We start from the raw sequence: 13665 nt of genomic DNA on the forward strand, positions 1-13665 counted from the left end.
CGTCGTACTCGGCACGGTGGACGTGGCCTCGTTCGTCGGTGATGCTCGTCAGCCTGCCTGCCGGGTCATACCCGTAACTCACCGCAGGGGTGACGGCGGTGCCGCCCGGCGGGATGTACGGAGGAAGGCGACGCCGGTGGTCCGCCCGGCCCTGTCATAGCCGATCCGCGTGATGCGGCCCTCGGCGTCCGTGACGTGTGTGGGCCGGCCCGTGCTGTCGTAGCCGTACTTCTCCGCCGGGCGGGCCCTGCCCGCCGTCCCGGCCTTCTCGACGGCCACCTCGGGAGAGGTCGCCTCGACGAGCCTGCCTGTCGGGTCGTAGCGGAACGACGTTGTGTACGCGCCAGGGTCACCACCCTGGGCGTTGCCCCTCGGATCGACGATCTCTGTGGTCAGGCCACGGCGGTCCAGAGTGAAGGTGGTGACCAGATCCTGCTGACCGTTCTCGACAGTGCGCCGGATCAACTGCCCGGCGTCGTCGTATCCGTACTCGATCGATTCCGTCCGGCTCTCTCCCGGTTTGGAGGCCGTCTCCTTGATCACCTCGTCGGCGGCATCGTAGGTGTAGGACGTCTTGCGGGCCAGCCCGGCCGGATCGAATGTTTGCGACGTCAGGCGGCCGGCCGCGTCGTACACGTAGTCGACACGGGTGCGTCCCCCGTCAGACACCTGGGACGTGAGGTTGCCTGCGGCGTCGTAGGTGTTCTCCTCCAGCACCACGTCACGCGGTGCGGTGGAGCCGTTCAGCCTCGCATCGTCGGCGACCACCCGGTAGAGAGCGTCGTTCGCGAGATAGGAGAACGACAGCTTGCGTCCCATCGCGTCCACCTGTGCGGCCAGGCGCCCCTCGGGATCATAGGAGGCGGACTCCATCACGACGTCCCGCGGTGGTTGCGGATCGACGGGACCGCCCGTCCAGTTCTTCAGGATGGTGGAGGCGGGCTCACCACGAGGCGTATAGGTGTAGTGGTAGGTGGTACCCACCTCGTCGACCAGGCTCGTCTGGGCCCCAGTGTGGTCGAATGTGTAGCGGACCACACCTCCTTCAGGGCCGGTGACGGAGACGATCCGACCGAAGTCGTCGTACCCGTAGCTGATCTTCCGCTCCGGGTCGCCACCGGTGAGATCGACCACGTTGTCGGTCAGACGGTAGCCGTCCACGGTGTAGGTGAACTGTGACTGGGCGGTATGCGTGACTCCGGTGACCTCGTTCCGCACGGCCGGGCCTGTCATCGACTTGACCCGGCCCTGCGAGTCGTAGGCCACCGTTGTGGTGGCCGAGCCCGGGTGCTGGGACGGCTCAGCAGGGTCCTCACCGGACACCACAGGCGTGTCCCGGGCCGTACGGATCTCCGCCTCCGGCAACGCCCGGTTGTACACACGGACCTCGTCGATGACACCGGAGAAGTACTCACCCCACACGCTGTTGCCACCGATTCGGAACGGCCCGCCGTCCCCACGCAGCGACCCGGTGAAGTCAGATTCCGCAGCCAGATCGCCGTCGACGTAGAACCTGAGCTTCGCGCCGTCGTAGGTCGTCGCCACGTGCGTCCAGGTGTTCAGCGGCAGGCCCGTGGCCGTCGAGACCGTGCCCTCGTTTCCCGACGTGTTCACCGCCCAGGCGTTGGGCACCGAGCCGTCGGACGCGTAGAGCCCGTACGACAGCCCGCCTGCGTACTCCTTGACAAGCGCGCTGCGCCACCCGTCCAGTTCCGCGGGCTTGACCCAGGCCATGAGCGTCATCCCCTGCGCCAGCCTGAACTCGGGCGCGTCGGGCACGGTGACCCATGAGGACGTGCCGTTGAAGGAAAGGGCCTTGCCGAATCTGCCTGAGGTGCTCCACGAGGTACCACTGGCGGTACCCACGTGCGCGTTCCCGGAGTCATCGTGCACCGTCCCCCCGGAGCCCGCCTCGAACCCGTAGGCGGCGACCAGCCCCGGCTGGGACACGGCGGGGGTCTGTCCCCCACCGGCGGGGCCCTCCGCCCAAACTTGCGTGCTCGAAGTCACCCGGCCCAGAGCGTCGCGTCCGTAGGTGGTGACCAGACCTGTGGGGTCGGTCTCCTCCGCCAGATCGCCTTGTGCCGTGTAGGCATAGCGCCATACTTTGCCCTTGGCGTCGCGCTCGCTTTCCAGCAGGCCGGCCGGTGTGGTGCCGCTCCCGATGGCTGGTTCGGTGCCGTCGGTGTAGGTGTAGACCGACGATCGTCCGGCCGGGAAGTCCGGCGTCGCGGGAGTCGTCTCCTTGGCCACCTCACCCTGCGGCGTGTACTCCCACGTGGTGGCGTAGGTGTTGTCCGTCGGGCCGGACGAACGAGCGTCCCGGGAGACGAGTATCTGGTCGTTGCGGGGGTCGAACCGGTCGGCGCTGTTCTCGTGGTACGTGTAATGCTCGGTCTGGCAGCTCATGGAGGTCTGGCACGTCTTGCGGCCGACGAGGTTACCGCGTTCGTTGTGATACAGCTCGGTGACATTGTTGTTCCGGTCCGTCACCTTTCCGAGGAAGCCGCCGGTGTCGTACTCGTATTTCGTCGTGTAGCCGAGCTGATCGGCTTGCGAGGTGGTCCTGAAAGCCCTGAGCGCGTCATGTACCGAAGTACGCGTCCGGTTGTGCGGGTCGGTGACGATGATCGTGGCCTCGGGGCCGCCCTCGGCTCCCATGGCGTACGCCATGCTGGCGAGCTTCCACAGACCGCCGTTGGAGTCCGTGTGGGTCAGCAGGCGCCCACCGTCGGCGGCGTAGGAGTTGCTCGCCCACGTACGCCCGGACGGCATCGTCACCTTGCTCAGCTGCGGAGCGGCCGCACCGGCCTCGAAGTGCCGGCGGATCTCCGTCGCGCTCAGCGCCCTGCCGTAGACGGCGACCTCGTCGATCTGCCCCCTGAACGGGAACACCTCGGTGGAGCCAGTAGAGGCCGGCCAGGACCATGACGTGAAACCTGAGCCGATGCGTGTGTAGAACTGGTCCCGGTGATCGATGCTTCCGCTCAGGGAGCCGACAGCCGTGCCGTCGAGATAGAGGGTCTGCGTGCCGCCGTCCCCGGTCAGCGCCACATGGTGCCACTGACCGTTGTTCACCGGGCTCGCCGAGGTGATCGGAGCAGCCTGCCCGTTCCAGTACTGCCCCCTCAGCCGGCCATCGGTGCCGACGTACAAGAGTGGCGTGAAGTTGTCTGGCACCGAGTCGGGCGAACTGCTGTGGCCGAGAACGACGCCGGACCCGGTGGTCTTCAGCCACGCCTCAACGGTGAGGTGAGTGCCCCGGCCGCTGACCGAAGCGTTGGGAAGGATCACATGGGAGCTGGATGCCGACGTGCCGCTGAATTGCACGGCGGTGTCGGGTGAGCCCACCAGCGCCCCGGGTACTCCCACTGTGGCGTCATAGGGTCCTGTGCTGAAGCCGGCGTCGCCGCCACCGAGCAGCCAGCCAAGAGCCCCGGCCACTCTGGCGCCCTGACCTCCGTTCGTCTCGTTCAACCGCCAATATCCCTGGGGCACCGAATTCAGCACGCTGGTGCTGTAACGGGAGGCATCACTGTACTCGTAGACGGTGCACGCGCCCGACGAGGCTGGACCGCAGACCTTGACAAGTTCGTCGCCGTCATAGGTGTACGACCAGGTCAGCGCGGTCCCGTTCACTGGATCGGTTGACACGCCCGCCACATGGGCGCCGCTCCAGGTGAACGCGAGCGAACGGCCACCGGTGGCCGTCACCCTGACCAGCTTTCCATCGGAGCCGTACACGAGGTCCTGGGCGCGGCCTCGATTGTCGGTTACCTTGACGAGACGTCCCTGCGTGTCGAACAGGTAGGTGGTCGACGATTTGTCCATAAGCCGCCAGCCGCCGCCGGTCACCGTGGCCAGCGTGGCGTACGTACCCTGCGGCGGGACGTAGTCACCGGCTCCCGTGGCCCCGAAACGCAACTGACTGCCGTCCGGATAGGTCACCAGCAAAGTCCGGGTCTGCGGCTCGTCGACGATCCGCATGTCCCACCGAGTGGTCCATCCCGCGCCGAACATTCCTTCCGTGCGCGGGTCCAGGCTGTTGTACGTCCGCGTCGTCGTGAGCGGCGGCCCAACCGCGCTCACCGACGCATCGGTGACGGTCTGCGTGTAGTTGCCCACCACATGGTTGAACTCCCGGCCGCCAGAGCCACTCGCCAGCAGCGAGTTGATCACCGGCTGCTCAGGCTGGGCGGTGAACGTCATCCACGGTGAGGTGTCCCTCAGACCGTTGGAGGCGTCCTCGGCGGTCACCGACCACCAGTACTTTCCCCCCCCACCGCAAACGACCTGTCGGCACGTCCCATGTACCGCGCGACGTCCACCCGCTGGCGTCACACCAGTCCCAGCTTTCCGACGGCCCCGCGCCCGAACACACCTGGAACGCGTACAACACTTGCCGGCCGGTCGCTGGCCTCGCCCAGGTTCCCAGCGTCGGCGTCAGCGATCCGACCAGCCCGTCATCCCCCGGCCAGAACGAATAGAACGTCGGCGGCTCCGGCTCGGGTGCCACATAACATGGGCCACGATCTCTCCAAGCCGTTGTCGTCAAAGGCGGAAGACCCTGCGGGTTTCTCGTCGCCTCGAAATCATGCGGCTCGGTCATCCCCTGCGTCGTATTGAAATACGAAACAATCGCGCCCGTAGAGTACGGAACGCCTGCCACCCACCGCGGGTGGTAACATCCCGCCGCGCTCAGCGCGGCGCCGGGGACCGGCTTTCCGGCATTCTTGGACGGCGGAGGTTTCAGGCCTCCCCTCGCCGGCTCCTTGAGCATCCGGTGTCTTGTCTCGAGCGGCAACGCGTCCTTGGGGCGCTCCCCCTCCCCACCAGGAGAGGAAGCGTCCGTCGGGCCACGGGTCACCTCCGAAGGGACCACGTGGGGAAGCCCGGCCGCAGACCCCGTCATCTGTCGCGGAGTCGCGATCGGCGTGGTGCTCTCCGTCGCCGCCCGGGCATATGGCGGTTCTAATCCCACACACAGAAGAACAAAAAACAGAACCGGATTCGCATAGAATCTCCAGCGCTGCAACTCCACGTTCCCCCGTATTCAAAAGCCATAACGGGCGGAAGCAGCACAGAATTCTACGCATCGCGATTCTCGCCCCGCCACGTCGTCCCGTACCGTCGAATCTGACGCACCGATGGATCTTCGTCAAGGCCTTGAACCCAGACGTGCGAACGAATTCTGGCCGACGGCGTGACAGAAGGCCCAACCGGAGGGCGGGTGGACCGGGTGGGCCTTCTGGGGCCGTTGGGAAGGTTGCGGTCAGGACTTGGGCTGGATGAGGAAGAACTCGTTGCCGTCGGGGTCGACGAAAGCCGAGTGCCAGGCCCAGGACTGGTCTTCTGGTTCGGTGGTGAAGGTCACGCCGGCGGCCTTCAGGCGGTCGTAGTCGGCCTTGATGTCGTCGGTGATGAGCTGGATGTCGGTGAAGATGCCGATCTTGTCTTCGCTGCCCACCGGCCAGTCGGCGGTGGCGATGACGATGGTGGTCTGGGCGCCGGGGGGTGCCACCTCGATCCAGCGCATGGGGCCCATCGACTCGTCACGGCGGAGGTCGAAGCCCAGTTTGCCGACGTAGAACTCCACGGCGGCGTCCTGGTCGCGGACGAAGACGTCGACGGTGCCGATATGGGTGATCATCGGGACTCCTGTGAGTGGCTGGATACGTACGGTGTGCACCGCGGTTTTATCAGGGACGTGGCGCGCCCGGGTCGCGGATCGCTAGCCGGGCGCGCCGTGGCGTCACCGGAAGGCGGGGAGGTTGTCGGTGAGCCAGTCGTCGAAGGAGCGGGACGGCTTGCCGGTGAGCTCCTCGACCGTGGGGTAGACCTTGGCCCAGCGGCCGCTGGTGTCGGCGAGGACCGACTGGACGGCGTCGATGAGCTCTTCTGGGGCGCCGAGCATGACCCAGTTGTCGCGGGCCTGCTGGGGGGTGAGCTGCACGAACTGGATCTCACGGCCGAGGGCGGCGGAGATCTTGGCCACGCGCTGCTTGGGCGTGAGGGCCTCGGGGCCGGTGATGGGGTAGGACTTCCCTTCGTGGCCTTCGGTGGTGAGGACCACGGCGGCCACCGACCCGATGTCGCGGGGGTCGATCATGGCTTGCAGGGTGTCGCCGTGCGGTTCGCGGACGACGCCCTCACCTCTGATGCCCCAGGTCCAGTAGAACGTGTTGGACATGAACTCGCCGGGCTGGAGGATCGTCCAGGGGATGCCGGACTCCTTCACGGCGCGCTCGCCCTCCAGGTGCCACTGGGTGATCGCGTCAGGGGCGCCGTCGATGGTGCCGAGCCCCGAGATCTTGACGAGGTGGCGCACGCCGGTGCCCTTGGCGGCCGTCACGATGGCGGCGTCGTGGGCGGGGGCGTGGTGGCTCGGGGCGAGCATGAAGACGCGCTCGACGCCCTCCAGCGCCCCGGGGAGCGTCTCGGGCTTGTCCACGTCGGCGACGTGCACGTCCACGGACGGGTCGAACTTCGCCTTGTCCGGGTTGCGGGTCAGCGCGCGGACCTTCGCGCCGGCCTCGACGAGGGAGGAGACGACGTGGGTGCCGACGGCTCCCGTGGCCCCGGTTACCAGAATCATTGGATCGGATCTCCGTTCGGGCGGTGACTCAGCCGGTGACGGGCCAGGTGACGGGCAGGCTGGTGACGCAGCGCAGCACCGGGATGGGGAGGTAGAACTCGGGTTCGTAGTCCTCGGGCAGCCGCGCGTCGGGGATGGTGTCGAGCAGCACCTCGATGCCGGTGCGGATCGCCATGCGGGACCAGCCCGCGCCGACGCAGTAGTGCGCGCCGCGGCCGAACGCCACGTGCCGGGCGAGCCCGGGACGCTTGGGGTCGTAGGTGGCGGGCGAGGGGAACGCCTCGGGGTCGCGGTTGCCGGCCTGGTAGGTGACGGCCACCATGGCGCCCTTGGGGATGCGGGTGCCGCTCAGCTCGATGTCCTCGGCGGCGGTGCGCGGCAGCCACTGGGTGGGGCCCTCCAGCCGCAGTCCCTCCTCGACGGCCGCGGGCAGCAGTTCGCGGTCGGCCAGCACCTCCTCCCAGCGCTTCGGCTCGCTGAGCAGCACGAGCAGCACGTTGGCCAGGCCGTCCACGGTGTTGGCGGCGCCCGCGGAGATGAGCTCCATGGTGCACCAGGCGATCTCGGCCATGGTGAGCGTGTCGCCGGAGTCGGTCCTGGCGTTCGCGAGTCGGGTCAGCATGTCCTCGCGCGGGTTCGCGCGGCGGTCCTCGACGGCCCGCTCGTACCAGCGCTGGTACTCCACGATCTGCGCGGCGGCCTGGCGCTGGTCCTCGACGGGCAGGCCGGGGATGAACAGCATCTCCCACAGCCCGTTCCACTGCAGGACCTGCTCCTGCTCGTCGCGGGGCACGCCGAGGAAGTCCAGCAGGGCGGTGTTGGCCAGCGGCTTGACGTACTGCTCCAGCAGCTCGGCCGACCCGCCGGTCAGCCCGGCGGCCAGTTCCCCGGCCGTGGCCCGGACCCGCGGCGCGTTCTCCGCGACGCGCTGCTGCGACAGGCCCTGCCCGACGAGCGTGCGCATGCGGGTGTGCTCGGGCGGGTCGGTGTTGTACAGCGTGGTGCTGAGCGGCAGGCCCTTGGCGAGCTCCTCCAGCACCTCGGGCGGGATGCCGGGGCCGTTCTTGTCCTCACCGGAGCTGAACTTGTCCGGGTGCTCCAGGATGTACGCGATGTCCTCGTGCTTGGTGACGACGTAGACGGCGCCGGCGTCCTCGGCGTCGTCGACCATCCACTCGTCGGAGCCCATGGAGCTCTTGTACACAGGGCACTCGCCGCGCAGCCGGTCCCAGATGGGGTAGGGGTCCTTGGTCTGCTCGGGGTCGAACGGGCTGAAGTGCAGGTCGGCCGCGGTCATCAGGAAATCACTCCCTCGACGAGGCTGTCACCGGCCGCGGTGGCGGTGACCTTGCTGAACTTCAGACCGGCCAGCTCGAACAGCCGCGCGAAGTCGGCGGCGCTGCGGGCGCGCCCGCCGCCCACGGCCAGCATGTGCAGGTCGAGCAGCGCGACGTACTGCCCCTCGGGGCCCTCGGTGACGAGCTGCTCGATGGCGATGACCCGAGCGCCGGGGTTGGCCGACGCGGCGGCGTTGCGCAGGATCGCCGCCGCGGCGACGTCATCCCACATGTGAAGGACGTGCTTGAACAGGTACAGGTCGGCGGCCACCGGGATGCTCTCGCGGCAGTCGCCGGCGACCAGCTCGGCGCGGTCGGCCAGTTCGCCGCCCTCACGCAGCTCGGCGTGGGCGTCGTAGAGCGCGGGCTCGATGTCGAACACGGCGCCCCGCAGGCCCGGGTTGCGCTGGAGCACGGCGCGGATGATGCTGCCCTGCCCGCCGCCCACGTCGACCACCTTGCCGACGCCGGTGACGTCCAGGGCGTCGACGATCGGCCCGACGGCCGCCTCGCTGATGGCGGTCATGGCCCGGTCGAAGACCGCGCCGGCCTCGGGCTCGTCCTCCATGAAGTAGGAGAACAGGTCCTTTCCGTAGAGCTGCGGGAACAGCGGGCGGCCGCTGCGCACCGGCTCGGCCAGCCTGCTGGACAGCTTCCAGCCCCACTCGGCGCCTTCGAGCAGCACCATGTCGAGCAGCCGCTCGGGGGCGCCGGAGCGCAGGCCCGCCGACAGGTCGGTGTGCGCGAACGTGCGCTCGTCGCCGACGGTGCGGAACACGCCGAGCGTGGTGAGGGCGCGCATGAGGCGGAAGAGGGCGTCGGGGTCCGCTCCGACCTTGGTCGCCAGTTCGTCGATCCCCACCGGCTCGTCACCCACGGCGTCCGCCAGGCGAAGCTCGGCGGCCGCCACGACGGCGCCGCTGATCTCCTTGCCGGTGAGGAATTGCATGATCTGGTTGGTAATCGATTGCCGGTCAGTACTGGTGGTCACGCATGCCACCCCATTCAGGATCGGAAGAAAGAGCGTGGAGGCCCGGTCAGCGCTTTTCGCGCAGCGTATGAGGGGGGAAGAGGCACCTTCTTCTCATGGATTGCCTACGCGGACAGGCAATCCGTGAGAAGGAAACGCGGGCGCCCGCGGATACGTTCGCCTCGAACGATCCGAAGGAGCTGCCGACATGACCACCACCGCAGACGCGCAGACAGTGGCCGAGCGCAACAAGGCTTTCGTGGAGGCCTTCCAGGCCCAGATCATGGCGGAGAACTGGGAGGAGGCCAAGAAGTTCCTCCATCCCGAGGTGCGGGTGCACTTCCCCATCGCGGGTGCCTCCCTGGTGCCCAGCGACCCCGACGGCGTGATCCGGATGTTCCAGGACTCCGCCCAGTGGTTCGCCTTCCTCAAGGCCGAGCCGAAGATCTGGCTCGCCGACGAGAACCACCTTTTCGAGGTCGTCGAGTTGTATTTCGAGCACACAGGTGAGTTCTTCGGCGTCCCGCCGACGGGCAAGCGCTTCTCCATCAACGGCATGGCCGCCTGGCGGTTCCAGGACGGTCTGATCCACGACCACTGGGGCCAGTACGACATGGCGGCCATCCCGGGCAAGCTCGGCCTGGACTTCCCCGGGTCCCTGCCGATCCCGGAAGCCTGACGGACCGGATACCACCGCACTGTCGCCACTAAAGGGCACATACCGCCCTCCGGGCCGGCACGAGCGTGCCGGCCCGCCCCCACGTCACCGGGCCCACCGGCCCGCGACTCCCCCGTCCCCGATCCATCGGCCCGCACAGCCCACCGGCTCGCACCGCATCGGATGGCGAAACGTTCATGCCCGCACCGCAACCGCCCGCTCCGGCGGGTCTTCCCCTGCTCGGTAACGGACCGTCCTTCATACGCGACGCCATGGGGACGCTGTGGCGTGCCCACGACGAGCTGGGCCCGGTCTTCTCCCTGAAGCTCGGCCCGAAGCGCATGGTGGTGATCACCGGTCCTGCCGACGCCCAGGGTGTCGTCAACCTGCCCGAGTCCACGTTGTCGCTGCGCTCGGTGTACCGCTGGGTGATCCCGATGTTCGGCGAGGTCCTGCAGGCCGCGCCGTACGAGGACTACGTGGACCAGCGGGAGATGATGCTGCCCGCGTTGCGCGCCAAGAACCTGCCGAACTACCTGGTGTCCATGGTCCACGAGACCGACGAGTGGCTGGCCTCGCTGGGCGACACCGGGGTGTTCGACGCGACCCGGGGCCTTGAGCGGCTGTCCATGTCGATCGCGGTCAGGTCCTTCCTCGGTGAGGACTTCCTGCGCCGGTCGGGCGACTACTTCTGGCGGCAGTACGTGGACCTGGCGGAGGGCATGGAGATCCTGCTGCCGCCGAAGCTCCCGCTGCCCCGCCTGATCCGCAGGGACCGCGCCAGGGACCGGCTGTTCACGCTGCTGCTGCCGAAGACGGCCGAGGCGCGGATCGAGCCCGACCCCGAGCGGTACGGCTTCCTCGCCCACCTGGTGAGCGGCCGGTACGCCGACGGCACGCCGGTGACGGACGAGGAGGTGGTGGGCCTCATCCTGTCGCTGGTGTTCGCGGCGTACGAGACCACCGCCGCGCAGCTCGCCTGGGCCCTGGTGCTGCTGCTCCAGCACCCCGACCAGCTCAAGCAGGTCGTGAACGAGGTGGACGACGCGCCCGCGCTGCCGACGCCGGGCTCGCTGCACGCGCTGCGCCGCCTGCAGTGGAACCTGCGCGAGGCCGAGCGGCTGCGCCCCATCACCACGATGTTGTGGCGCTACACCGAGAAGGCGTACAAGGTCGGCGGCTACTCGGTGCCCGCCGGCTGGTTCACGGTGCTGTGCCCGCCGATCACGCACCGCTCCCCCGAGGTGTTCGACTCCCCCGGCGAGTACGACCCCGACCGTTTCTCCCCCGACCGCGACCCCTCGGGCCGGGCCGCCGCGACGCTGATCAACCTCGGCGGCGGGCAGCACCGCTGCCTCGGTGCCCGCTTCGCCGAGTCGGAGATGAAGGTGGTGCTGAGCATGCTCCTGCGGTCCTACTCGCTCAGCCTGGTCGAGGCGGACCCGCCGCCGTCCAAGAAGATGGGCATCTCGCGCCCCGCGTCCCCGTGCCTGGTGGCCTACCAGCGGCGCGAGCCCGCCGATCCGCGCGTGACGGAGTGGCTGCCGTGAACGACGCCATGATCGACGTCGAGGGGCTGCGCAAGTCGTTCGGCAAGAAGGCCGCGGTCCAGGACGTGTCGTTCACCGTGCCGGGCGGCACGGTGCTCGGGCTGCTCGGGCCGAACGGCGCCGGCAAGACCACGGTGATCAACTGCCTGTCCACGTTGCTGCGGCCGGACGCCGGCCGGGTGACCGTGGCCGGGCACGACGTGCTGCGCGACCCCGCGGGGGTGCGCGCGTCCATCGCGCTGACCGGGCAGTTCGCCGCGGTCGACCAGGTGCTCACCGGGCGGCAGAACCTCGTGCTCTTCGGGCGGCTGCTGCGCCTGTCCCGGCGGGAGGCCGGCGAGCGGGCCACCGAGTTGCTGAGCAGGTTCGACCTGCTGGAGGCGGGCGACAAGGCGGTCAAGGAGTACTCGGGCGGCATGCGGCGGCGCCTGGACCTCGCGGCGGCGCTGGTGGTGCCGCGCCCGGTGCTGGTGCTGGACGAGCCGACCACCGGCCTGGACCCGCGCAGCCGCCACGCGCTGTGGCGCGTGGTGCGCGACCTGCGGGTGTCCGGCACGACGGTGCTGCTCACCACGCAGTACCTGGAGGAGGCCGACCGCCTGGCCGACGCCATCGTGGTGATCGACAAGGGCCGGGTGATCGCCACCGGCACGCCGGACGAGCTGAAGGACAAGGTCGGCACCACCATGTGCGAGGTGCGCCTGGACGACGACGCCGCGCGGGAGCGTGCGCTCGCCGTGCTGCGCGGCCAGTGGACCGACGCCACCGAGAGCGACGGCGCCGTCGTGGTGCCCGGCGGGGACGCCCGCACGCTGACCGAGATCGTGCGGCGGCTCGCCGACACCGGCATCGAGGCGGACAACGTCGCGCTTCGCCGCCCGACGCTCGACGACGTGTTCTTCGCCCTCACCGGCCGCGGCGCCGGCGCGCCGGGGAACCCGGGCGAGGTGGCGAGGGCCGTACGGTGAGCGTGGGCGCGGGCCCGGTCCCGGCCGCGGTCCTCGCCGAGGGCGGGGCGGCGAGCCTGCTCAGGCAGTCCGCCCTGCTGGCCGGGCGCAACCTGCGTGTCGCGCTGAGCGTCCCGACGGTCGTCGGCATGGTCGTGTCGCCGCTGCTGTTCTACTTCGGCTTCCTCGCGGTGTTCCGCAAGATGTTCCAGGCGCACGGCATCGACTTCGGGCAGTACCTGCCGCCCGCGATCGTCGTCATGTGGGCGACGTTCACCGCGGTGTCGGCGGCCGTGCTGCTGTCGCGGGACCGGCGCGGCGGCATGGTGGCCCGGCTGCGCTCGATGCCGGTGCACGGCGGCGCGGTCGTCACCGCCCGGCTGGCCTCCGACGGCGTGCGTGCGCTGATCAGCGTCTGCGCGGTCGTCGCCGCGGCTCACCTCACCGGATTCCGTTTCGCCACCGGCCCGCTCGGCGCGGTGGCGTTCGTGCTGCTGGCGCTGGCGTTCCTGCTGGTCCTGGCGCTCGGCACCGGCGCGGCCGGGCTCGCGTCCTCCCAGCCGGAGACGGTCGGCTCCACCCTGCACATGCCGGCGATGCCGCTGCTCATGCTGTCCACGGCGTTCGCCCCCGCGAGCAGCTTCCCCGCCTGGGTGCGGCCGGTCGTCGAGTTGTCGCCGGTGTCGGCCGTCGTGGACGCGCTGCGCGCCGTCGCCGACGGCACCGGCGTCGCCGGGGCGGTGCTCCGCGCGTGCGTCTGGCTGGCCGTCCTGCTGGTGGTCTTCTCCCGCGCCGCGACCCGGGCCTACCGGAGGGCGACGTGAGCGCCGCCAAGGTCACCGCCGAGAGCCTGCTGCTCGCCGGGCGCGGCGTGCGGCGGTTCCTGCGCAGCCCCCAGCAGCTCGTGCACACCCTGGTGATGCCGCTGATCCTGCTGTTCACCATGCTCACCGTGTTCGGCGGCATCGTGGCCGGCGCGGGCGGCGGGCCGTACGTGGCGCGGCTGGCCCCGGCCGTCGTGATGTTCGGCGCGGCGTCCGGCTCGGTGCTCACCGGTGTGGGTTTCTACCTGGACCTGAACACCGGCCTGTACGACCGGTTCAGGACCATGCCGATCAGCAGGGCCTCGCCCCTGGTGGGACGGGTGCTGAGCGATCTGGCCCGGGTGCTGCTGACGGCCGTGGCCTCCGCCGCGGCGGCGCACCTGGCGGGTTTCCGGTTCGAGCGCGGGCCGCTGGCGGCGCTCGCGTTCTTCGGGGTCGTGCTCGCGTTCGGCTCCATCTTCATGTGGATCGCGCTGGTCATCGCGCTGACCGTACGAAAGGTGGAGGCGATCGGCATGCTGCTGACCGCCCCCTCGACACTGCTGCTCTTCTTCTCCTCCGGATTCGCGCCGAAGGACGCGTTCCCTGGTTTCCTCCAACCGCTGGTGGGCGCCAACCCGTTGTCGTCCGCCGCCGACGCCGCCATCGGGTTGTCCTCAGTGGGTCATCCGGTGGCCGGCCCGGTGACCGCCATCCTGTGCTGGGCGTTCGCCGTCACCGTCGTCGCCGTGCCGCTGGCCGTGCGTCTCTACCGCCGCCGTGACCTCGCCACGCTCGGCTGACC

The 13665-nt window shown here is 69.4% G+C and carries 10 protein-coding genes; 5 read left to right on the plus strand and 5 right to left on the minus strand.

Going from position 1 to position 13665, the window contains the following annotated elements:
* Positions 1–78: 78 nt before the first annotated feature.
* The 5 genes from ABGB17_RS13015 to ABGB17_RS13035 all read right to left on the minus strand — a co-directional run bounded on the left by ABGB17_RS13015 (position 79) and on the right by ABGB17_RS13035 (position 8923).
* On the minus strand, positions 79–4257 hold the full coding sequence (locus ABGB17_RS13015) for a LamG-like jellyroll fold domain-containing protein (protein ID WP_347628905.1): 4179 nt from the start codon (positions 4255–4257) through the stop codon (positions 79–81).
* A gap of 1015 nt (positions 4258–5272) precedes the next feature.
* Entirely contained in the window at positions 5273–5650 is a 378-nt protein-coding gene (locus ABGB17_RS13020; protein WP_347628907.1) for a VOC family protein, read from the minus strand.
* 102 nt (positions 5651–5752) lie between these two features.
* Positions 5753–6595, minus strand: a complete 843-nt coding sequence (locus tag ABGB17_RS13025) for an SDR family oxidoreductase (RefSeq protein WP_347628909.1) — start codon at positions 6593–6595, stop codon at positions 5753–5755.
* A gap of 28 nt (positions 6596–6623) precedes the next feature.
* Complete coding sequence (locus ABGB17_RS13030; protein WP_347628911.1) at positions 6624–7892, minus strand: cytochrome P450; 1269 nt, start codon at positions 7890–7892, stop codon at positions 6624–6626.
* The gene (locus ABGB17_RS13035; RefSeq protein ID WP_347628913.1) at positions 7892–8923 is read right to left on the minus strand and encodes a methyltransferase; all 1032 of its coding nucleotides are present in this window, start codon (positions 8921–8923) and stop codon (positions 7892–7894) included. Before ABGB17_RS13035 ends, ABGB17_RS13030 begins: the two co-directional genes overlap by 1 nt.
* A 187-nt stretch (positions 8924–9110) precedes the next feature.
* On the opposite strand from ABGB17_RS13035, the gene ABGB17_RS13040 reads away from it, so the two are divergent.
* From ABGB17_RS13040 to ABGB17_RS13060, 5 genes are all read left to right on the plus strand, one after another.
* A complete protein-coding gene (locus ABGB17_RS13040) occupies positions 9111–9581 on the plus strand; it encodes an ester cyclase (protein WP_347628915.1) in 471 nt (156 codons plus the stop codon).
* A gap of 176 nt (positions 9582–9757) precedes the next feature.
* Positions 9758–11110 (plus strand): cytochrome P450, encoded by a 1353-nt coding sequence (locus ABGB17_RS13045; protein ID WP_347628917.1) that lies wholly within the window; start codon positions 9758–9760, stop codon positions 11108–11110.
* Complete coding sequence (locus ABGB17_RS13050; RefSeq protein WP_347628919.1) at positions 11107–12078, plus strand: ATP-binding cassette domain-containing protein; 972 nt, start codon at positions 11107–11109, stop codon at positions 12076–12078. The genes ABGB17_RS13045 and ABGB17_RS13050 overlap by 4 nt, the downstream gene beginning before the upstream one ends.
* Positions 12075–12881: an ABC transporter permease gene (locus ABGB17_RS13055; protein ID WP_347628920.1), complete on the plus strand. Its 807-nt coding sequence runs from the start codon at positions 12075–12077 to the stop codon at positions 12879–12881. Before ABGB17_RS13050 ends, ABGB17_RS13055 begins: the two co-directional genes overlap by 4 nt.
* Positions 12878–13663 carry an ABC transporter permease gene (locus ABGB17_RS13060; RefSeq protein ID WP_347628922.1) on the plus strand — a complete coding sequence of 262 codons (786 nt, stop codon included), beginning with the start codon at positions 12878–12880 and terminating at the stop codon, positions 13661–13663. Before ABGB17_RS13055 ends, ABGB17_RS13060 begins: the two co-directional genes overlap by 4 nt.
* The last annotated feature ends 2 nt before the right edge of the window (positions 13664–13665 follow it).

This window comes from Sphaerisporangium sp. B11E5, from assembly GCF_039871875.1.
Lineage (GTDB): Bacteria > Actinomycetota > Actinomycetes > Streptosporangiales > Streptosporangiaceae > Sphaerisporangium.